The sequence below is a fragment of the Janthinobacterium sp. GW823-FHT06H09 genome, from assembly GCF_058794735.1.
Map to the genome: position 1 here is coordinate 346,926 of NZ_JBXAHC010000007.1, position 20,230 is coordinate 367,155.

General features: G+C 63.2%; 20 protein-coding genes. 18 read left to right on the forward strand and 2 right to left on the reverse strand.

The window, feature by feature from the left end; translation table 11 throughout:
• Positions 1 to 293: 293 nt before the first annotated feature.
• Positions 294 to 1,418: a M14 family metallopeptidase gene (locus AC1Q6X_RS14645; RefSeq protein ID WP_086137170.1), complete on the reverse strand. Its 1,125-nt coding sequence runs from the start codon at positions 1,416 to 1,418 to the stop codon at positions 294 to 296.
• Between the two features lie 141 nt (positions 1,419 to 1,559).
• Between AC1Q6X_RS14645 and AC1Q6X_RS14650 the strand changes: the two genes are divergently transcribed.
• On the forward strand, positions 1,560 to 1,814 hold the full coding sequence (locus AC1Q6X_RS14650; RefSeq protein ID WP_070224236.1) for a hypothetical protein: 255 nt from the start codon (positions 1,560 to 1,562) through the stop codon (positions 1,812 to 1,814).
• Between the two features lie 235 nt (positions 1,815 to 2,049).
• Here the strand turns inward: AC1Q6X_RS14650 and paaX are convergent, their stop codons facing one another.
• Positions 2,050 to 2,979 carry a phenylacetic acid degradation operon negative regulatory protein PaaX gene (gene paaX / locus AC1Q6X_RS14655; protein ID WP_070224237.1) on the reverse strand — a complete coding sequence of 310 codons (930 nt, stop codon included), beginning with the start codon at positions 2,977 to 2,979 and terminating at the stop codon, positions 2,050 to 2,052.
• 267 nt (positions 2,980 to 3,246) lie between these two features.
• Here paaX and paaA point away from each other — a divergent pair, with 267 nt between their 5' ends.
• The 17 genes from paaA (at position 3,247) to paaZ (ending at position 20,098) form a co-directional block, all read left to right on the forward strand.
• Complete coding sequence (gene paaA, locus AC1Q6X_RS14660; RefSeq protein ID WP_070291027.1) at positions 3,247 to 4,236, forward strand: 1,2-phenylacetyl-CoA epoxidase subunit PaaA; 990 nt, start codon at positions 3,247 to 3,249, stop codon at positions 4,234 to 4,236.
• A 28-nt stretch (positions 4,237 to 4,264) separates the two neighbouring features.
• On the forward strand, positions 4,265 to 4,549 hold the full coding sequence (gene paaB, locus AC1Q6X_RS14665; RefSeq protein WP_070224239.1) for a 1,2-phenylacetyl-CoA epoxidase subunit PaaB: 285 nt from the start codon (positions 4,265 to 4,267) through the stop codon (positions 4,547 to 4,549).
• 14 nt (positions 4,550 to 4,563) lie between these two features.
• The gene (gene paaC / locus AC1Q6X_RS14670) at positions 4,564 to 5,316 is read left to right on the forward strand and encodes a 1,2-phenylacetyl-CoA epoxidase subunit PaaC (RefSeq protein WP_121670504.1); all 753 of its coding nucleotides are present in this window, start codon (positions 4,564 to 4,566) and stop codon (positions 5,314 to 5,316) included.
• Positions 5,316 to 5,843 carry a 1,2-phenylacetyl-CoA epoxidase subunit PaaD gene (gene paaD / locus AC1Q6X_RS14675; RefSeq protein WP_492497671.1) on the forward strand — a complete coding sequence of 176 codons (528 nt, stop codon included), beginning with the start codon at positions 5,316 to 5,318 and terminating at the stop codon, positions 5,841 to 5,843. The genes paaC and paaD overlap by 1 nt, the downstream gene beginning before the upstream one ends.
• A gap of 41 nt (positions 5,844 to 5,884) precedes the next feature.
• Entirely contained in the window at positions 5,885 to 6,964 is a 1,080-nt protein-coding gene (gene paaE / locus AC1Q6X_RS14680) for a 1,2-phenylacetyl-CoA epoxidase subunit PaaE (RefSeq protein WP_070311618.1), read from the forward strand.
• Positions 6,965 to 7,077: 113 nt separating this feature from the next.
• Positions 7,078 to 7,869, forward strand: coding sequence for a 2-(1,2-epoxy-1,2-dihydrophenyl)acetyl-CoA isomerase PaaG (gene paaG, locus AC1Q6X_RS14685; RefSeq protein WP_492497672.1), 792 nt, complete (start codon positions 7,078 to 7,080; stop codon positions 7,867 to 7,869).
• A 1-nt stretch (position 7,870) separates the two neighbouring features.
• A complete protein-coding gene (gene paaH / locus AC1Q6X_RS14690) occupies positions 7,871 to 9,436 on the forward strand; it encodes a 3-hydroxyacyl-CoA dehydrogenase PaaH (protein WP_492497673.1) in 1,566 nt (521 codons plus the stop codon).
• The gene (gene paaI / locus AC1Q6X_RS14695; RefSeq protein ID WP_076566221.1) at positions 9,429 to 9,881 is read left to right on the forward strand and encodes a hydroxyphenylacetyl-CoA thioesterase PaaI; all 453 of its coding nucleotides are present in this window, start codon (positions 9,429 to 9,431) and stop codon (positions 9,879 to 9,881) included. Before paaH ends, paaI begins: the two co-directional genes overlap by 8 nt.
• A 174-nt stretch (positions 9,882 to 10,055) precedes the next feature.
• The gene (gene paaK / locus AC1Q6X_RS14700) at positions 10,056 to 11,384 is read left to right on the forward strand and encodes a phenylacetate--CoA ligase PaaK (RefSeq protein WP_230502666.1); all 1,329 of its coding nucleotides are present in this window, start codon (positions 10,056 to 10,058) and stop codon (positions 11,382 to 11,384) included.
• 22 nt (positions 11,385 to 11,406) lie between these two features.
• The gene (gene pcaF / locus AC1Q6X_RS14705; RefSeq protein WP_492497674.1) at positions 11,407 to 12,612 is read left to right on the forward strand and encodes a 3-oxoadipyl-CoA thiolase; all 1,206 of its coding nucleotides are present in this window, start codon (positions 11,407 to 11,409) and stop codon (positions 12,610 to 12,612) included.
• A gap of 84 nt (positions 12,613 to 12,696) precedes the next feature.
• Complete coding sequence (locus AC1Q6X_RS14710; protein WP_070291035.1) at positions 12,697 to 13,848, forward strand: ABC transporter substrate-binding protein; 1,152 nt, start codon at positions 12,697 to 12,699, stop codon at positions 13,846 to 13,848.
• Between the two features lie 72 nt (positions 13,849 to 13,920).
• Positions 13,921 to 14,799 carry a branched-chain amino acid ABC transporter permease gene (locus tag AC1Q6X_RS14715; protein ID WP_070224249.1) on the forward strand — a complete coding sequence of 293 codons (879 nt, stop codon included), beginning with the start codon at positions 13,921 to 13,923 and terminating at the stop codon, positions 14,797 to 14,799.
• Positions 14,796 to 15,779 (forward strand): branched-chain amino acid ABC transporter permease, encoded by a 984-nt coding sequence (locus AC1Q6X_RS14720; RefSeq protein ID WP_070291037.1) that lies wholly within the window; start codon positions 14,796 to 14,798, stop codon positions 15,777 to 15,779. Before AC1Q6X_RS14715 ends, AC1Q6X_RS14720 begins: the two co-directional genes overlap by 4 nt.
• 1 nt (position 15,780) lies before the next feature.
• Complete coding sequence (locus AC1Q6X_RS14725; protein ID WP_070224251.1) at positions 15,781 to 16,536, forward strand: ABC transporter ATP-binding protein; 756 nt, start codon at positions 15,781 to 15,783, stop codon at positions 16,534 to 16,536.
• On the forward strand, positions 16,536 to 17,267 hold the full coding sequence (locus tag AC1Q6X_RS14730; protein WP_070291038.1) for an ABC transporter ATP-binding protein: 732 nt from the start codon (positions 16,536 to 16,538) through the stop codon (positions 17,265 to 17,267). Before AC1Q6X_RS14725 ends, AC1Q6X_RS14730 begins: the two co-directional genes overlap by 1 nt.
• A 102-nt stretch (positions 17,268 to 17,369) precedes the next feature.
• The gene (gene paaY, locus AC1Q6X_RS14735; protein WP_492497675.1) at positions 17,370 to 17,984 is read left to right on the forward strand and encodes a phenylacetic acid degradation protein PaaY; all 615 of its coding nucleotides are present in this window, start codon (positions 17,370 to 17,372) and stop codon (positions 17,982 to 17,984) included.
• A gap of 62 nt (positions 17,985 to 18,046) precedes the next feature.
• On the forward strand, positions 18,047 to 20,098 hold the full coding sequence (gene paaZ / locus AC1Q6X_RS14740) for a phenylacetic acid degradation bifunctional protein PaaZ (protein WP_492497676.1): 2,052 nt from the start codon (positions 18,047 to 18,049) through the stop codon (positions 20,096 to 20,098).
• Positions 20,099 to 20,230 lie beyond the last annotated feature (132 nt).

The following is a 20,230-nucleotide window of genomic DNA, read 5'->3' on the forward strand; positions in this document are numbered from 1 at the left end:
GACGATGCTGATGCGGTCAGTTTGCGTTACAGAAAGCTAATTCGGCAGGGACAGGGCCGTGGATGCGTATTGCCGGTGGCCGGGAAGTCATGGCGACCCGCCCGGCGAGATATTCTTGCGGGGCAGCGCAGCGTGGCGCGGCCCGATTCTGTTGCTTAGTGTAGGACGATAATTTCTGACAGGCAAGATGTTAGGAAAAAAATCCGCTCGGCCAGCAACGCTTGTCGTGCGGTCAAAAAAAATGCCCCGGCGAGCGGGGCAAGGGATCAAGCGGGCCGTGTCGGCCCAGGCGCTCAGGCGCGCAAGGTGGACAGGATAGGTTGCAGCACGGCCGCGCCCAGTGCGGCGCTGCGGGCGCCGCTCCAGCCCGTTTGCGGGTCGGGATCGTTGGCGTTGTCCTTGAACGGCAATTCCAGGGTCAGCGACAGGCAGCCGAAAGCGTGCGTGATGTGGGGCGAGCCCATGGTCAGCACTTCCGGCGTGAACGGGCCGTCTTCATAGCCATGCTCATCCTGGAAGTCGGGGCTGGCCACCTTGAAGTCGGCGATGAAGCGCTCTTGCTCGGCCTTTTGTGCTGGCGTGAAATTTTCCAGCGCATCGCTGCCGGCCACGAAGACGTAGGGCAAGCCTTCGTCACCATGCACGTCGAGGAACAGGTCGCAACCGATTTCATGCATTTTCTGTTTCACCAGGAACACTTCCGGGCTGCGCTCCATGGTCGGCGTCATCCATTCGCGGTTCAGGTTGGCGCCGGCCGCGTTGGTGCGCAGGTTGCCGTGCACGGAACCGTCCGGGTTCATGTTCGGCACCACGTAGAAGACGGCGTCCTGCAGGCACTGGCGGGCAAAGGGATTGGCCTGGTCCAGCAAGGCTTCAAGCATGCCTTCGACAAACCACTCGGCCATCGTCTCGCCCGGATGCTGGCGCGCGATGACCCAGACTTTTTTCTCGGCATCGGCGTCGCCGACGACCAGCAGATTCATGTCGCGGCCTTCCACCGTGCTGCCCAGGTCGATCAGGCGCACGAGCGGCGACGCTTGCGCGCTGTCGATCAGGGCCAGGTGGCGGTCCCATGGATACGGTTCGAAATAGGCGTAGTAGACGCTTTCTTCCTCGGGGGTGTGTTCGATGGTCATCACCGTGCCGTCAAAGCTGGTCGGCACGCGGAACCAGGTTTCGCGGTCGTAGCTGGCCACGGCCTGGTAGTCTTTCCAGCCGTCCGGGTAGGCGGACTTGCCGGCATTCATGAAGCGGATCGTGCACGCCTCGCCTTGCGCGCCTTGCAGGCGGAAGTAAAACCACTGCGTGATGTCGGCGTGGGAATCCTTGCGGATGTTCAGTTCGATGGACTGGGCATCGTCGGCGCGCAGCACCTCGATCGCGCCGGCGTCGAATTGCTGGCTGATTTTAATGGTCATGAGTGTTCCTGATAAAAACGTATGGGTTTTGCATCGTGTGCAATGGCGCGATGATACCTGTTTTGCGGTGGCCTTTGTGCTGGCGCAAACGATGACGGACATGCTTTGCTAACGTGGAAGCTCCGACATGGGGAGATCATCATGGACGACCATAGCAACCACATACGCGAACTGGAAAAGAAAATCAGCGCCCTCAGCGACGCGCTGGCGCACCTGGGCAAGGGCACGACCTTGCAGGAATTGCTGCGCATCATACGTTTCCCCGGCTACACGACGCCGGCCGAATTCACCTTCAACGTCGCCATCCTCGACACCATGCTGGTGCAGGCCAATGCGCTGGAAAAGCTGGGGCAGGATTTGCTGGCGGGGGCCAAGCAGGTGGTGGCAAAACAGTGAGCAGGCGGTGACTTACAACACCTAACAAAACCGTAGCGAGCGGAAGGGAGTTGTGGTTGAGAAGCGCAACTGTACGAAGGTACAGTGAGCATCGCAGGCCGCAAATACCGACGCGCAGTAGGTTTTGATAGGTGTTCTTATTCCTGAACACCTGAAAAATGGCCAGGGCAAGGCGCAGGGCCGCAGGCAGTACGAACGTACGCCCAGGCCCTGCAACGCCGCCATGGACGTTTTATCAGGTGTTCAGTCCGCCGAAGCGTTCGTAAAACCACGGCTCCACGTCCGGCGCGTGCTCATCCTCGCGACGCAGGGTGGCCAGGATGTGTTCCTCTGCAGGAGCATACGTGATGCGGTACAGGTCGCGCGCCAGCGCATAGGCTTGCGTGCCAGGCCACGGTTCGGGCAGCAGTTCGACGGGCAGTTGCGGGTCGTGCAACTGCACGCGACGGTAGGCGTGCGTCAGCAGCGAGCGGATGACGAACGCTTGCTCCGCATCGAACACGGGTTCTTCCTGCAGCAGGGTCAGCAGCGGCTGGAAGCTGGCGATGAATTTTTCGTAGCCAGCCATCACTTCCGACAAGTCCCAGCAGTCGCCCACCATGTCGCGCAGGGGACGCGTGCTGACGCCTGGCAATTCCGTGGTGTGGCAGACATACAGCTTGCCCTGCACCTCGTTGCGCACGAGGATATCTTCCAGCGCCTCCGCATTGCTGGCCGGATGGCCAAAGATGCCGGGAGAGATCAAGCCGTAGCCCGCCCACAATAATTCCTTGCGCAGCGCGCCCCGTTCGGCGGCGCCGATGCTGCCGGCCGGACCGATCACCAGGGTCCAGCTGCCATCCCAGTGCACGACCAGCGGCGCGTAGATGCGGCGGTAGGCGCGTTCGAAGCGGGCCAGCGCCTCCGGGCGTATCGCATAGGCGCTGCGGCGGCCGTCGCGCTGCGAGCTGAGCCAGCCTTCCTGCGCCAGGCGGAACACGCTGGTGCGCAATAGCCGGTCATTGACGCCGAATGGCGCCAGCAGTTCGATCAGGCTGCCCAGCCAGATGGCGCCGCCGCGCGGCACGATGGCGTCGCCGAAGATGGTCATCACCAGGGACTTCGAGCGCGGTGGGTCGCTTTCCAGGAAATCGGCTATCCATGCCGTGCAGCGGGTGTTCTTCATGTGGTTCCGGTCTGGCCGTGTTGCGGTCGGTTCAATAAAAGCAGCAGTTTACTTGGCTGCGCGGGTAGCGCGGCAATAATTTGCCGGAAGCGCGGGTAGCGCCCCATGGTGTTTTCTCATAAGCAATATCATACGCACAAAAAAGCTGCACAAGATACGATTTTTTAAAATGATTCACATCAAGTGTATGCAAATCGTTTTTTGTATCGTATTATCTGTTTATCGCACCGCGTTGCTGCGCAAAATCAAAGACATGGGAGACACATCATGTACGCACAAATGGTTGAAACCGGCCTCAAGAACGTCCGCTCCATCGACGACATGGGCCAGGAAGAGCGCGCTTTCCAGGCGCGCATCGACGAAGGCATCAAGATCGAGGCCAAGGACTGGATGCCGGACGCCTACCGCAAGACTCTGATCCGCCAGATTTCGCAGCACGCGCACTCGGAAATCGTCGGCCAATTGCCCGAAGGTAACTGGGTCACGCGCGCACCGACCCTGAAACGCAAGTCGATCCTGCTGGCGAAGATCCAGGACGAAGCGGGCCACGGCCTGTACCTGTACAGCGCCGCGGAAACCCTGGGCGTCTCGCGCGACGATTTGCTCGCTGCCTTGCACTCGGGCAAGGCCAAATATTCCAGCATCTTTAACTATCCGACCCTGTCGTGGGCCGACATGGGCGCCATCGGCTGGCTGGTCGACGGCTCCGCCATCATCAACCAGATTCCCCTGTGCCGCTGCTCCTACGGTCCGTATGCGCGCGCCATGATCCGCGTCTGCAAGGAAGAATCGTTCCATGCGCGCCAGGGCTACGACATCATGATGTCGCTGTGCAAGGGTACGCCCGCACAGAAAGCCATGGCGCAAGATGCCTTGAACCGCTGGTGGTGGCCGTCGCTGATGATGTTCGGCCCGTCCGACGCCGCCTCCGTCAACAGCGCCCAATCGGCGCAATGGCGCATCAAGCTGTTCTCGAACGATGAATTGCGCCAGCGCATGGTCGACCAGACCGTGCCGCAAATCGAATACCTGGGCCTGACCGTGCCCGATCCCGACCTGAAGTTCAACGCGGAGACGGGCCACTATGAATTTGGCGAGATCGACTGGGCCGAGTTCAACAATGTCCTGAAGGGCAATGGCCCGTGCAACCGCGAGCGTTTGCAAACGCGCGTGAAAGCGTATGAAGACGGCGCATGGTTCCGCGATGCCTTGGTCGCCTATGCCGACAAGCAAGCCGCTAACAAAGCAGCAGCGTAATTACATAAGACAGATAGGGGATAGCAACATGAGCAAAGAATGGCCTTTGTGGGAAGTTTTCATCCGCAGCCAGCACGGCCTGGCGCACAAGCATGTAGGTAGCCTGCACGCTTCCGACGCCGCGATGGCGGTCAACCATGCGCGCGACGTCTACACGCGCCGCAATGAAGGCGTGAGCATCTGGGTGGTGCGCGCGGCCGATATCGTCGCCAGCAGCCCCGGCGACAAGGGCGCCCTGTTCGAACCGTCGAACAGCAAGGTGTACCGCCATCCCACCTTCTTCCCGATGCCGGAAGAAGTCAAGAACCTGTGATGGGAGCGCCTGCAATGGATGACAAGGTCAACTACCTTTTGCGCCTGGGCGACAACGCCCTGATCCTCAGCCAGCAGCTGTCGCAGCTGTGCGGCAAGGGACCGGCGCTGGAAGAAGACATGGCGCTGACCAACGTGGCGCTCGATCTGTTGGGCCAGACGCGCTTGTGGTTCAGCTATGCGGCGGAACTGGAAAACGCGGGCCGCGACGAGGACGACATCGCCTTCTTGCGCGACGCCCACGATTTCAAGAACTGCCTGCTGGTCGAACAGCCGAACGGCAATTACGCCGACACCATGATGCGCCAGTTCTTCTTCGACAGCTGGCACTACTTCCAGCTGCTGGAACTGACGAAATCGTCGGATGGTCGCATCGTCGAAGTGGCGCAAAAGTCGATCAAGGAAGTGACGTATCACCTGCGCCGCAGCGGTGACCTCATCGTGCGCCTCGGCGACGGCACGGCAGACAGCCATGCGAAAACGCAGGCCGCGGCCGACAAGCTGTGGATGTACACGGGCGAGATGTTCACGTACGACGCCGTCGACCAGGCCATGGTCGCGGCCGGCATCGCGCCGCCATCGGACATCCTGCGCCAGGCCTTCCTCGAGCACGTGGCCGAGATCTTCGCCGAAGCGACATTGACCATGCCGGCGCCTGACGCCTGGATGCAAAAGGGCGGCAAGCAGGGCACGCACACGGAGCACCTGGGTTTTATTCTGGCCGAGATGCAGTTCCTGCAGCGCGCCTATCCCGGGGCGGAGTGGTAATGAACACGCCCATGGCAGCGCTGGACGCGGCCCAGGTCTGGGCCTGGCTCGGCGATGTGCCTGACCCGGAAATCCCCGTCATTTCGGTGGTGGACCTGGGCATCGTGCGCGCCGTCGAAGTGACGGATGGCGATGCCTGCATCGTGACGATCACGCCCACGTATTCGGGATGTCCGGCCATGCAGGTGATCGCCGACGCCGTCACCGATGCCTTGCGCAGCCATGGCGTGGCCAGGGTGACCCTGGTGAACCAGCTGGCACCCGCCTGGACCACGGACTGGATGAGCGAGGCGGGCAAGGCCAAGCTGAAAGGCTACGGCATCGCGCCGCCGCAGCAGCAGGTGATCGATATCAGCGGCTTGCGTGGTGGCGTGAAACGGCAACCGATGCCCAAGCTGGACGTCATTTGCCCGAACTGCGGTTCCACGCATACGCAGCTGACCAGCCAGTTCGGCTCCACGCCGTGCAAGGCCCTGTACAAATGCCTGGCTTGCCGCGAACCGTTTGACTACTTCAAGTGCCACTAAAAAAAATCAGGCACACGTTCCGAAGAAACTGGAGATGAAGCATGAGTAAATTTTATCCGCTGTCCGTGGCCAACGTGCGCAACGAAACGCGCGACACCATCGCCGTCACGTTCGACGTGCCGTCTGAACTGCAGCAGCAGTTCCGCTTCCAGCAGGGCCAGCACCTGACCCTGCGCGCCAACATCAACGCGGAAGACGTGCGCCGTTCGTATTCCATCTGTTCGGCGGTGCAGGACGGCACCCTGCGCGTGGCCATCAAGCGCACGCCGGGCGGCGCTTTCTCCACCTGGGCCAACGACACATTGAAAGCCGGCGCCACCATCGAGGTGATGCCGCCCATGGGCCACTTCAACGTGCCGCTCGACTGCGTCAACCGCAAGCATTACCTGGCATTCGCGGCCGGCAGCGGCATCACGCCCATCCTCTCCATCATCAAGACGACTCTGCTGACGGAACCCCTGAGCCGTTTTACTCTGTTCTATGGCAACCGCGCCTCGTCGTCCGTCATCTTCAAGGAAGAATTGACGGACCTGAAGGATGTGTACCTGGAGCGTTTGAACCTCGTCTACGTGATGAGCCGCGAGCAGCAGGACATCGAATTGTTCAACGGCCGCATCACGCAGGAAAAATGCGAGCAGTTCCTGCAGCACTGGATCAAAGTCGAAGACTACGACAACGCGTTTATTTGTGGCCCGGAAGACATGATGCTCGGCGTGTCCGCTGCCCTGCAGGCGGCCGGCATGCCCAAGCAGAATATCAAGATCGAACTGTTCGCCGCCAGCATCCCGAAAAACGCCCACAAGCCGCGCGCCCAGCTGGCTGCGGATGCTGTGCAGGAAACGGAAGTGACCGTCATCATGGATGGCAACCACACCACGTTCATGATGGACAAGGACAAGGAGTCCATCCTCGACGCGGGACTGCGCAGTGGGCTGGACATGCGCTACTCGTGCAAGGGCGGCGTATGCTCGACCTGCCGCTGCAAGATCCTCGACGGCAAGGTCGAGATGGACGTCAACTACGCGCTGGAAGACTATGAAGTGGCGCGCGGCTTCGTCCTCAGTTGCCAGAGTTTCCCGCTGACCGACAAGGTCGTCGTCGATTTCGATCAGGCAGAATAAAAGCCGGGGTCAGTTCCTGCGGAATCGTAATTCGGCCCATTGGGGCGAATTACCCCGCCGGGTCTGACCCCAGATTTCCGCTGCGGGCCAATAAATAAAAATAGCGAGATGCCATGACCTACCAAAACATCCTCTTCACCATCGAGCAGGGTATCGCGACGCTCACCCTGAACCGTCCCGACAAGCTCAATAGCTTTACGCAAGCCATGCACGAGGAAGTGCGCGACGCGATTGCGCAAGTGAACGCCGACAGCACCGTGCGCGTCTTCGTGCTGACGGGCGCGGGCCGCGGCTTTTGCGCGGGCCAGGATTTGTCCGACCGCGCCGTGGAACCTGGTTCGAAGGGCGTGGACCTGGGCGAATCGGTGGAAAAGAACTACGCGCCGCTGGTGCTGGCCTTGAAAGCCCTGGCTATGCCCGTGATCTGCGCCGTCAACGGCGTGGCCGCCGGCGCGGGCGCCAACCTGGCGCTGGCTTGCGACATCGTCATCGCCGGCAAGTCGGCCAGCTTCGTCGAAGTGTTCTGCAAGCTGGGCCTGATTCCGGATACGGGCGGCACCTTCTTCCTGCCGCGTCTGATCGGTTCGGCGCGCGCCATGGGACTGGTCATGCTCGGCGAAAAACTGACGGCCGAAAAGGCCGAGGACTGGGGTTTGATCTGGAAATGCGTGGACGACGCCGAATTGGCGGAAGAGACGCGCAAGCTGGCCGTGCACTTTTCCACGGCGCCGACCAAGGGCTTGGCGTACACCAAGCAGGCGCTGGGTCTCAGTGGCGCCAATACCCTGCCGCAGCAGCTTGCGCTGGAAGCGCGCATGATGAGCGATCTCGGTAACAGCGACGATTACCGCGAAGGCGTGGCCGCCTTCATGGAAAAACGCACACCGCAATTCAAGGGACACTGATATGGCAGCTTTGGACAACAACAGTATCGTCGCCGTCATCGGCAGCGGCGCCATGGGCGCCGGCATCGCGCAGGTGGCCGCTGCCGCCGGCTACAGAGTCAAACTGTACGACACGCGCGCGGAAGCGGTGAGCAAGGCTTTGCTTGATATCGGCAAGATGTATGCGAAGCTGGCCGAGAAGGGCCGCATGACGTTGGACGAAGCCACGGCCGCCACGGCGCGCCTGCAGGCGGCCGGCAGCCTGGCCGATGTGAGCGATTGCGCCCTGGTGGTGGAAGCCATCGTGGAAAACCTCGACGTCAAGCGCGGCCTGTTCGCCGAACTCGAAGCGTTGGTCAGCGACGACTGCATCCTGGCGACGAATACCTCGTCGATCTCCGTGACGGCCATCGCCGCCAAGCTGCGCCGGCCGGAACGCCTGGTCGGCATGCATTTCTTTAATCCCGTGCCCCTGATGGCGCTGGTGGAAGTGATCAGTGGCCTGGCCACCAGCGAGCAGGTCGCTGCCACCGTGTATGACACGTCCATCGCCTGGGGCAAGAAGCCCGTGCATGCGAAATCGACACCGGGCTTCATCGTCAACCGGGTCGCCCGTCCGTTCTATGCGGAAGGCTGGCGCTTGCTGAATGAACAGGCGGGCGATGCCGCCACCATCGATGCCGTGCTGCGCGACGCGGGCGGTTTCCGCATGGGCCCATTCGAACTGATGGACCTGATCGGCCACGACGTGAATTTCTCCGTCACCCAGTCCGTGTTCGGCGCCTACTTCAACGACCCGCGCTTCACGCCATCCGTGCTGCAGCAGGAAATGGTCAACGCGGGATTCCTTGGCCGCAAATCGGGCCGAGGCTTTTATCTGTACGGCGAAGGCGCGGCTGCACCCGTGGCGCAGGCGGAAAGCGCGCAAGCGGCCCCGGAATTCGTCGCCCTGTCGGCCGCCATCGGCGGCGATGGCCGTGGCCACAGCGGCATCATCCGCAGCCTGGTGCAGCGGCTGGAGCAGGCGGGCGTCACCTTCAGCCGCCGCGTGACGCAGGAAGGCCAGGCGCATGACGAGGCACCGGCCCTGCATTGCCATGGCGCCGCGATCTATCTGACCGATGGGCGCAGCGCCACCCAGCGCGCGCACGACAACCAGCATCCGGACACGGTGCTGTTCGACCTGGCGCTCGATTACGCCAGTGCAAAGCGCATCGCCGTGGCCCGTGCCGACCAGTGCAGCGACGACGCCTATGCGGCCGTCGTCGGCCTGTTCCAGGCAGCCGGTTTCACCGTCACGCGCCTGGACGACGTGCCTGGCCTGGCCGTCATGCGCACCGTCGCCATGCTGGCCAACGAGGCGGCCGACGCCGTCAACCAGGGCGTGTGCACGGCGGATGCCGTCGATATCGCCATGCAGAAGGGCGTCAATTATCCGCGCGGACCGCTGGCCTGGGCCGATGCGGTAGGCGTTCAACAGATTGTCACCGTGCTGCACCACCTGGCGCAAGGCTATGGCGAAGACCGCTACCGGGTCTCGCCGCTGCTGCGCCGCAAACTCGCCAATGGAGCACCGTTTCATGCATAAGGAAGACCATATTCACGCTGCCCAGGCTTTGGCCGAAGCGGCTGCCGCCTCCATGCTGTCGCGCGATAACGCCACCGCCGCCATGGGCATCGCCCTGGCCGACGTGGGTCCCGGCCATGCGCGCATGACGATGACGGTGCGCGCCGACATGCTCAACGGCCACCAGACCTGCCACGGCGGTTTTATTTTTGCCCTGGCCGACAGCGCCTTCGCCTTCGCCTGCAACAGCTACAACATGAACACCGTGGGCGCCGGCTGCACCATCGACTACCTGGCGCCAGGCCGCGAAGGCGACGTGCTGACGGCGCACGCCGTCGAGCAGGCGCTGGCCGGCAAGAGCGGCGTCTATGACGTCAAGGTCAGCAACCAGGAAGGCCGCGCCATCGCGCTCTTCCGGGGCAAGTCGATCCGCGTGGCGGGCGAAGTCATACAAGAGCAGGCTTGAACTGCCGGAACTGTTTTAGATTTTTTTTAAGATTAAAAACGCCTCGACAAAACCGTCGCGAGCGGAAGTGAGTTGTGGCCGAGAAGCGCAACTGTGCTGTGGCACAGTGAGCATCGCAGGCCGCAAATCACGACGCGCAGCAGGTTTGGTCAGGCGTTACTAGAGGAGACAATGATGGTCCAACGTACGCCTTCCCCGAATGACCTCGAGCCGATCGAGCGCGCCAGCAAGGATGAACTGCAGGCGCTGCAGCTCGAACGCATGAAATGGACACTCAAGCACGCGTATGACAACGTGCCACATTACCGTGCCGCTTTTGACGAAGCGGGCGTGCATCCGGACGATCTCAAATCCTTGTCCGATCTTTCCAAATTCCCGTTCACGGACAAAAAAGTCTTGCGCGACAATTACCCGTTTGGCCTGTTTGCCGTGCCGCGCGAGCAGGTGGTGCGCATCCACGCCTCGAGCGGCACCACGGGCAAGGCCACGGTGGTCGGCTACACGCAGAACGATATCGACACCTGGGCCAACGTGGTGGCGCGCTCGATCCGCGCCGGCGGCGGCCGCGCGGGCGATATGGTGCATATCTCGTATGGCTACGGCCTGTTCACGGGCGGCCTGGGCGCGCACTACGGCGCCGAGCGCCTAGGCTGCACGGTCATCCCGATGTCCGGCGGGCAGACGGAAAAGCAGGTGCAGCTGATCCAGGATTTCAAGCCGTCCATCATCATGGTCACGCCGTCGTACATGCTCAACATCATCGAGGAATTCACGCGCCAGGGCCTGGACCCGGCCGAATCGTCGCTGAAGGTGGGCATCTTTGGCGCCGAACCGTGGACGGACGCCATGCGTTCGGAAATCGAAGCGCGCGCCGGCATCGACGCCGTCGACATCTACGGCCTGTCCGAAGTGATGGGGCCTGGCGTGGCGTCCGAATGCATCGAGAGCAAGGACGGTCCCGTCATCTGGGAAGACCATTTTTATCCCGAGATCATCGATCCGGAAACGGGCGAAGTGCTGCCGGACGGCGAAGAGGGCGAACTGGTGTTTACCTCCTTGTCGAAAGAGGCGCTGCCCATCATCCGCTACCGCACGCGCGACCTGACCCGCTTGCTGCCGCCGACCTCGCGGGCCATGCGCCGCATCGGCAAGATCACGGGCCGCTCCGACGACATGCTGATCATCCGCGGCGTGAACGTCTTCCCCACGCAGATCGAAGAGCTGATCCTCAAAATGCCGAAGCTGGCGCCGCAGTACCAGCTGGTGGTCACGCGCGACGGCCACCTCGACAAGCTCGAAGTGATCGCCGAGCTGCGCATCGACCTGACGGCCACCATCTCGGCCAGCGAAACGGATGCCCTGGCGCGCGAGCTGGAACACCGCATCAAGACGCACGTGGGCGTGAGCACGCGCGTGCGCCTGGTGGCCGCCGCCGGCATCGAACGCACGCTGACGGGCAAGGCCCGCCGCGTGGTCGACCAGCGCCCGAAGATTTTCTCCTGATAGCCCGAACAAGGAAGCAAACATGAACGAAGCCTTTATCTGTGACGCCGTGCGCACACCTTTCGGCCGCTACGGCGGTGCCTTGTCCAGCGTGCGCGCCGACGACCTGGGCGCGCTGCCGATCGCCGCGCTGATCGCCCGCAACCCGTCCGTCGACTGGTCCGCCATCGACGACGTGTTCTACGGCTGCGCCAACCAGGCGGGCGAAGACAACCGCAACGTGGGCCGCATGGCCGCGCTGCTGGCGGGCTTGCCGGCGGCAGTGCCGGCCAATACCATCAACCGCCTGTGCGGCTCCAGCCTGGACGCCGTGGGCATGGCCGCCCGCTCGATCAAGGCGGGCGAGGCGGAGCTGATCATCGCCGGCGGCGTGGAAAGCATGACGCGTGCGCCTTTCGTGATGGGCAAGGCCGACAGCGCGTTCTCGCGCGCGGCGAAAATCGAAGACACGACCCTGGGCTGGCGCTTCGTCAACGGCAAAATGAAGGCGCAGTACGGCATCGACACCATGCCGGAAACGGCGGAAAACGTGGCCGTGGAATTTGGCATCAGCCGCGCCGACCAGGACGCGCTGGCCTTGCGCAGTCAGCAGCGCTGGGCCGCCGCCAACGCGGCCGGCGTGTTCGATCGCGAAATCGTGCCCGTCGCCGTGCCGCAAAAAAAGGGCGAGCCGAAGATGGTGACGATGGATGAACATCCGCGTCCGGACACCTCGCTGGAAATGCTGGCGAAACTGAAAGGCGTGGTGAAAGCGGATGGCACGGTCACGGCCGGCAATGCCTCGGGCTTGAACGACGGCGCCTGCGCGATCTTGCTGGCGTCCGCCGCCGCCGTGGATAAATACAAATTGACGCCGCGCGCAAAGGTGCTGGGCATGGCCACGGCGGGCCTGGCGCCGCGCATCATGGGCTTCGGTCCCTCGCCGGCATCGCGCAAGGTACTGGCGCAGACGGGATTGGGCATCGAACAGATGGACGTGATCGAACTCAATGAAGCGTTTGCTGCACAGGCGCTGGCCGTCACGCGCGACCTGGGCCTGGCCGACGATGCGGCCCACGTGAACCCGAATGGCGGGGCGATTGCCATCGGCCATCCGTTGGGCGCATCGGGCGCGCGCCTGGTGATGGCTGCATTGAACCAGCTGGAACGCACGGGCGGGCGCTATGCGCTGTGCACCATGTGCATCGGCGTGGGGCAGGGTATTGCTGTCGTCATTGAACGCGTATAAAAAAGTAAAACAACAAAAAAGGCGCAGGCTTGCAAAAAAGCGCCAACCATAATTGACCGTAGTGCCAACCTGGTGGAGACCATAATGATTGCCAATATCTTCAAGAAAACCCTGATCGCCGGCGTGCTGACCATGACTGCCGCGGGTGCGTACGCGGCCGACAACATCAAGATCGGTTCCGTGCTGTCCGTCACGGGCCCGGCCGCCTTTCTGGGCGACCCGGAACTGAAAACCCTGCAGCTGTATATCGAGAAAATCAATGCGGCCGGCGGCGTGCTGGGACGCAAGCTGGAACTCGTGCATTACGACGACGGCAGCGATGCGGCCAAGGCCAACGGTTTTACCAAGCGCCTGATCGAGTCGGACAAGGTCGACGTGCTGATCGGCGGCACCACCACCGGCGCGACGATGGCGATGGCGCCGCTGGTGGAGCGCGCCAGCATGCCGTTCATCTCGCTGGCGGGAGCCGTGGTGATCATCGATCCGGTCAAGAAATGGGTCTTCAAGACGCCCCATACGGACCGCATGGCGGCCGAAAAGGTGTTCGAGGACATGAAGAAGCGCGGCATCAGCAAGGTGGGCCTGCTGTCGGAAACGAGCGGCTTCGGCGCCTCGGGCCGCAAGGAGTCGCAGATCGTCGCTTCCAAATATGGCATCACCCTGGTGGCCGATGAAACCTACGGCCCGAAAGACACGGACATCACGGCGCAGCTCACGCGCATCAAGAATACGGCTGGCGTGCAGGCCGTCTTCGTCTTCGGCCTGGGCCAGGGCCCGGCGGTCGTGACCAAGAACTACGGCCAGCTGGGCATGGCCGCGCTGCCGCTGTACCAGTCGCATGGCGTGGCGTCGGACGAATACCTGAAGCTGTCGGGCAAGGCTGCCGAAGGCGTGCGTCTGCCGACGCCGGCCCTCTTGATCGGCGCCATGCTGCCCGACAGCGACGCGCAAAAGGCAGTCGTCGTCGGCTACGACAAGACGTATAAAGAGCGCTACAAGATCGATCCGTCGACTTTTGGCGGCTATGCGCTCGACGCCCTGAACCTGTCGGTGGACGCCATCAAGCGCGCCGGCGGCACGGACCGCGAAAAAGTGCGCACGGCGCTGGAGCAGACCAAGGGTTTTGTCGGCACCACCGGCGTGTTCAACATGTCGGCCAAAGACCACATGGGTCTGGACCTGTCGGCTTTCCGCATGGTGGAAGTGAAGAACGGCGAGTGGCAATTGTCGAAGTGATGTAAGCCAGAGTACCTGCGCGAGGCCGCCCTCGAAGGCGGCCCGCGCATAGCCGAACATAATGGAGACACCATGGAAGTCGCTCAATTTCTACAATTTCTGTATTCCGGGATGACGGTCGGTTCCGCCTACGCGCTGGCGGCGCTGGGCTTTACCATCATCTACAACACCAGCGGCGTGATCAATTTCGCGCAAGGCGAATTCATCATGCTGGGCGGGATGCTGGCCGCCGTGATGTCGGCCGCCGGCGTGCCGCTGCCGCTGGCCATCATCCTGGCCGTCATCGCCACCGGCATCGTTGGCCTGTTGATGGAAAAAGCCGTGATCGAACCGGCGCAAAACGCGCAGGTCATCACGCTCTTGATCATCACCATCGGCGCCTCGCTGGTGTTGCGCGGTCTCGTGCAAATCTGGCTGGGCAAGGATACGCACTCGCTGCCGGCCTTTTCCGGCGACGCGCCGATCGAATTTCTGGGTGCGAGCCTGCTGCCGCAAAGCCTGTGGGTGCTGGGCGTGACGGTCGTCATCGTGCTGGTGCTGGGCTGGTTCTTCGGCCGCACGCTGATGGGCAAGGCCATGCTGGCCACCTCGCACAACAAGCTGGCCGCGCAACTGGTGGGCATCAACACGCGCAAGGTGCTGCTGTTCTCGTTCGGCCTGTCGGCCCTGCTGGGCGCGGCGGGCGGCATCCTCGTCGCACCGATCACGTATACCTCGTATGACGCGGGCATCATGCTGGGCCTGAAAGGTTTTGTCGCCGCCGTCCTCGGCGGCCTCGGTGGCGGCGCGGGCGCCATTGCCGGCGGCCTGATCCTCGGCATCGCCGAAGCCATGACGGCCGGCTACATCTCGTCGGCCTACAAGGATGCGGTGCCGTTCGTGCTGATTCTATTGATCCTGTTCTTCCTGCCGCAAGGCTTGTTTGGCGCTAAAAATTCGGAGCGTGTATGAAGAATTTCCTTACCCGCTCGCGCCATGGCGGCTTGCTGGTGCTGGCCCTGGTGCTGGCCATCCTGCCCCTGTTCCTCAGCAATGCGTTCTACTATGACGTGGCGATCCGCATCGCGCTGAACGCCATCGTCGTCATCGGCCTGAACCTCTTGATGGGCTATACGGGCCAGATCAGCCTCGGTCACGCGGGCTTCTATGGCCTGGGCGCGTATGCGTCGGCCGTGCTGACCACGCATTATGGCTGGCCGCCGCTGGCCGCCCTGGCCGCCGGCGCCGTCGCCACGGGCCTGCTGGCGCTGCTGCTGGCGCGTCCCGTACTGAAACTCAAGGGCCATACCCTGGCCATGGCGACGCTGGGACTGGGCATCATCATTTCCATCGTCATCAACAACGAGACGCAATGGACGGGCGGCCCGGACGGCATCGGCGTCTCCGCCTTCAGTGTCGCCGGCCTGGAAATCGCCGGCGAAAAATCATGGTACCTGGTGTGCGCCGTGCTGCTGTTGCTGGTCACGTGGCTGGCCCTGAACCTCATCGATTCGCCCGTCGGCCGCGCGCTGCAGGCCATCCACGGTTCGGAAGTGGCGGCCCGCGTCGTCGGCGTCGACACGACGCGCTTCAAGGTGCGCGTGTTCGTGCTGTCGGCGGTGATTGCCAGCATCGCGGGCAGCATCAGCGCCCATTACATCGGTTTCATCACGCCCAACCTGGCCGGCTTCTTCCACTCGATCGAGCTGGTGACGATGGTGGTGGTGGGCGGCATGGCGTCGATCTTCGGTTCCATCATCGGCGCCGCGCTGCTGACGGTCTTGCCGCAACTGCTGTCCAGTTTTGAAGGCTGGGAAACGGTGGTGTTTGGCGTGATCCTGATGGCGACCATGATCTTCATGCCCAAGGGCCTGGTGCCGAGCCTGGCCAGCCGTTCGCGCAAGCGTTCTGCCACGCCGAAAGCACCGCCTCAATCTGCACGGGAGGTGTGAGATGCTGACGATTAACAACCTGAGCAAGAGCTTCGGCGGCGTGCATGCGGTGCAGGACGTGAGCTTTACCGTCAAGGAAGGCAATATCCACTCCGTGATCGGGCCGAACGGCGCCGGCAAGACGACCCTGTTCAACCTGATCACCGGTGTCTATACGCCGACCAAAGGCGAGATCCTGCTCAATGGCGAGAACGTGGCCGCCATGTCGCCCGATGCGCTGGCGCGGCGCGGCATGAGCCGCACCTTCCAGAATCTGCAGGTATGCATGAACATGACGGCCATCGACAATGTGATGGTGGGCGCGCACCTGCGCCTGAACCAGAACCTGTTCGCCTCCATGCTGCGTTTGCCGTCCGTGCGCCGCGCCGATGCGGCCTGCCGCGACGAGGCGGCGGGCCTGATGGAATTTGTCGGCGTGGGCCGCCACATCGGCGACGAGGCGGGGCAGATGTCGTATGGCGCATTAAAACGCCTGGAAATCGCCCGTGCGCTGGCGGCCAAGCCGAAGGTGCTGCTGCTCGATGAGCCGGCGGCGGGCCTGAACCACACGGAGACGGGCGAGATCGAAGCCCTGATCCGCAAGGTGGCGCAATCGGGCGTGACGGTGGTGCTGGTCGAGCATGACATGAAACTGGTGATGAATCTGTCGGACCATATCCTGGTGCTCGACTATGGCAAGAAGCTGGCCGAAGGGACCGCCGCCGAAGTGCGCGCCAATCCCGACGTGGTGGCGGCATACCTGGGAGTGGCGGCATGATGAAGATGGAAAAACCTCAGACACCGCTGGTGCTCGATATCGCCGGCCTGACCAGCCATTACGGCCGCATCCAGGCCCTGCACGGCATCGACCTGCAGGTGCGCCAGGGCCAGCTGGTGGCGCTGGTGGGCGCCAATGGCGCCGGCAAGACGACCTTGCTGCGGGCGATCTCCGGCGTGCAGCCGATCAGCGCCGGCAGCATCGCCTTCGCCGGCCAGGACGTGAGCCGCATGAGCGCCGACAAGCGCGTGCGCGCCGGCATTTGCCAGGTGCCGGAAGGGCGGCAAGTGTTCGGCCCCATGACGGTGGAAGACAATCTGCGCCTGGGCGCGTTTACACGCCCCGCACAGGACGTGGCGGGCGACATGGAGCGCATGTACGGCCTGTTCCCGATCCTGAAGGAAAAGCGCCTGCTGCTGGCCGGCACGCTCTCCGGCGGACAGCAGCAGATGCTGGCCATGGCGCGCGCGCTGATGGGCCGCCCGCAACTGCTGCTGCTCGATGAACCGAGCATGGGCCTGGCGCCGCTCCTGATCGCGGAAATCTTCCGCATCGTGGCCGAGCTGCGCGACCAGGGCATCACCATCTTCCTCGTCGAGCAGAACGCGCACGCGGCCCTGTCGATCGCGGACGTGGGCTATGTGATCGAGACGGGCGCGATTACCCTGTCCGGTCCCGGTCCCGAGTTGCTGCACAACGAGCAGGTACAGAGCGCGTACCTGGGTATGTGAAGACAGCAGCGGAGGGCCGGGGTCAGACCCGCCGGGTCTGACCCCAGTTTTCCGCTGCGTCTAGTAATAGCGTGCATGGCGCGCAGATGAATAGGAGTTTGCATGGTCAAAGTCTACGAAATCAACGGCGTCACCCCCGTCGTCCACCCCAGCGCCTACGTGCACCCGTCGGCCGTGCTGATCGGCGACGTGATCGTCGGTCCGCGCTGCTATATCGGTCCGCTCGCTTCGATCCGCGGCGACTTCGGCCGATTGATCCTGGAAGAGGGGGCGAACCTGCAGGACACGTGCGTCATGCACGGCTTCCCCGGCTGCGACACGGTAGTCGAAGTCGATGGCCATATCGGCCATGGCGCCGTGCTGCACGGCTGCCGCATCGGCCGCAATGCGCTCGTCGGCATGAACGCCGTGGTGATGGACAACGCCGTCATCGGCGAGGAATCCATCGTCGCCGCCATGAGTTTCGTGAAGGCAGGCATGGTCGTCGCGCCGCGCAGCATGGTGGTGGGCACGCCCGCCAAGGTGATCCGCGCGCTGACCGACGATGAAATCAAATGGAAAAGCTCGGGCACGGGCCAGTACCACGAACTTGCCGTGCGCTCGATGCAGACGATGCGCGAAGTGGAAGCGCTGACGCAAGTCGAGGCGAACCGCCAGCGCCTCAATTTCGAATCGGCCTTGCCGCTGCATTTGCACAAGAACGCTGCTGCGCAATAACCTTTAACCCTTTAAATGCTGGGGTCAGACCCGACGGGTCTGACCCCTAACGGAGAAACCACATGGCTCACATATCCACCCTGCAAAGCCTGATCGCCGGCCGCTGGCTGGGCGAAAGCGCCGCCGTGCCCCTGCACAGTGCCTTGAACAACCGCGTCATCTATCACACGCATGCGGAAAAGATCGACTTCGACGAAGCCGTCACGTATGCGCGCAAGACGGGCGTGCCGGGCCTGATGGCGCTCGATTTCCAGCAGCGCGCCGCGCGCCTGAAGGCGCTGGCCCTGTACCTGGTCGAGCGCAAGGAAGAACTGTATGCGATCTCGCACCTGTCGGGCGCCACGCGCGCCGACAGCTGGGTCGACATCGAAGGCGGCACGGGAACGCTGTTCGCCTACGCCAGCATGGGCAGCAACGAGCTGCCGTCGTCGAACGTGCTGCATGAAGGCCCGGCGATCGCGCTGGGCAAGAAGGGCGGTTTCGCCGGCACGCACATCCTGGTGCCGCGCGGCGGCCTGGCCGTGCATATCAACGCCTTCAACTTCCCCATCTGGGGCTTGCTGGAAAAATTCGCGCCCAGCTTCCTGGCGGCCATGCCCTGCATCGCCAAGCCGGCCACGGCGACCAGCTATCTGACGCAGGCCGTCGTGCGCATGATGCATGAATCGGGCTTGCTGCCGGCCGGCAGCTTGCAGCTGGTGATCGGTTCCACGGGCGACTTGCTGGACCGCCTGAATGGCCAGGATTTCGTCACGTTTACAGGGTCGGCCGCCACGGCCGCCAAGCTGCGCACGAATTCCAACCTGATCGCCCAGTCCGTGCCTTTCAACGGTGAAGCCGATTCGCTCAATTGCGCCATCCTGGCACCGGACGTCACGCCCGATGATGTGGAATTCGACCTGTTCGTCAAGGAAGTCGTGCGCGAAATGACGGGCAAGTCGGGCCAGAAGTGCACGGCGATCCGCCGCATCATCGTGCCCGAGCACCTGATGGACGCCGTCGGCTCGCGCCTGCGCGAGCGCCTGGCCAAGGTGGTGGTGGGCGACCCGTCCATCGAAGGCGTGCGCATGGGCGCGCTGGCGTCGAAAGAGCAGCAGAACGACGTGGCCGAACGGGTCGCCACCCTGTCGCAGGGTAATGAAGTGGTGTTCGGCGCGGCCGACGGATTCAATCCGCTCGGCGATGGCGCGCAGGACGGCAGCTTCTTCTCGCCGACCCTGCTGCTGTGCCGCGATGCCTTCGGCAACGATGCCGTGCATGACGTGGAAGCGTTCGGCCCCGTCAGCACCATGATGGGCTACCACGATATCGACGAAGCGCTGGCCCTGGCCGCGCGCGGCAAGGGCAGCCTGGTGAGCACCCTGGTGACGCGCGATCCGAAGATCGCCGCGCGCGTGGTGCCGCAGGTGGCGGCTACGCATGGCCGCGTGCACGTGCTCGAGCGCGTGGCTTCCGTCGATTCGACGGGCCATGGCTCGCCCCTGCCGCAGCTGAAGCATGGCGGTCCTGGCCGCGCGGGCGGCGGCGAGGAACTGGGCGGCGTGCGCGCCGTGCGCCATTACCTGCAACGGGCGGCCGTGCAAGGCTCGCCGACCATGCTGGCGGCCATCACGGGCGAATACGTGCGCGGCGCGGACGTCAACGAAAGCCCGATCCACCCGTTCCGCAAGCACTTCGAGGATTTGAAGACGGGCGACTCGCTGCTCACGCACCGCCGCACAGTCAGCGAAGCGGACATCGTCGCCTTCGGCGGCATCTCGGGCGATTTCTTCTACATGCACTTCGATGAAATCGCGGCGAAGGAATCGCAGTTCGGCAAGCGCATCGCCCACGGCTACTTCGTGCTGTCCGCCGCCGCCGGCCTGTTCGTCTCGCCCGGTGTCGGTCCCGTGCTGGCCAACTACGGTCTGGACAACCTGCGCTTCGTCGCGCCGGTGGCGATTGGCGACACCATCCGCGCCCGCCTGACGTGCAAGCGCAAGGTCGACCGCAACCGCAAGGACGTGTTTGGCGTGGGCCAGGGCGTGGTCGCGTGGGACGTGCAGGTGACCAACCAGAACGAGGAACTGGTGGCCAGCTATGACATTCTGACCCTGGTCTCCAAGCGCGAGTAAGTCCGAGAGTAAGCGTCTCCGGCAGGACCGGTGTGAATGGCGCCACCCGCGAACTTCGCGCGGGTGGCGCTTTTTTTATGGGGGTTCTTTTGGTCTTGAATTATCCATAAGTGTATGAAAAATATAGGCTAA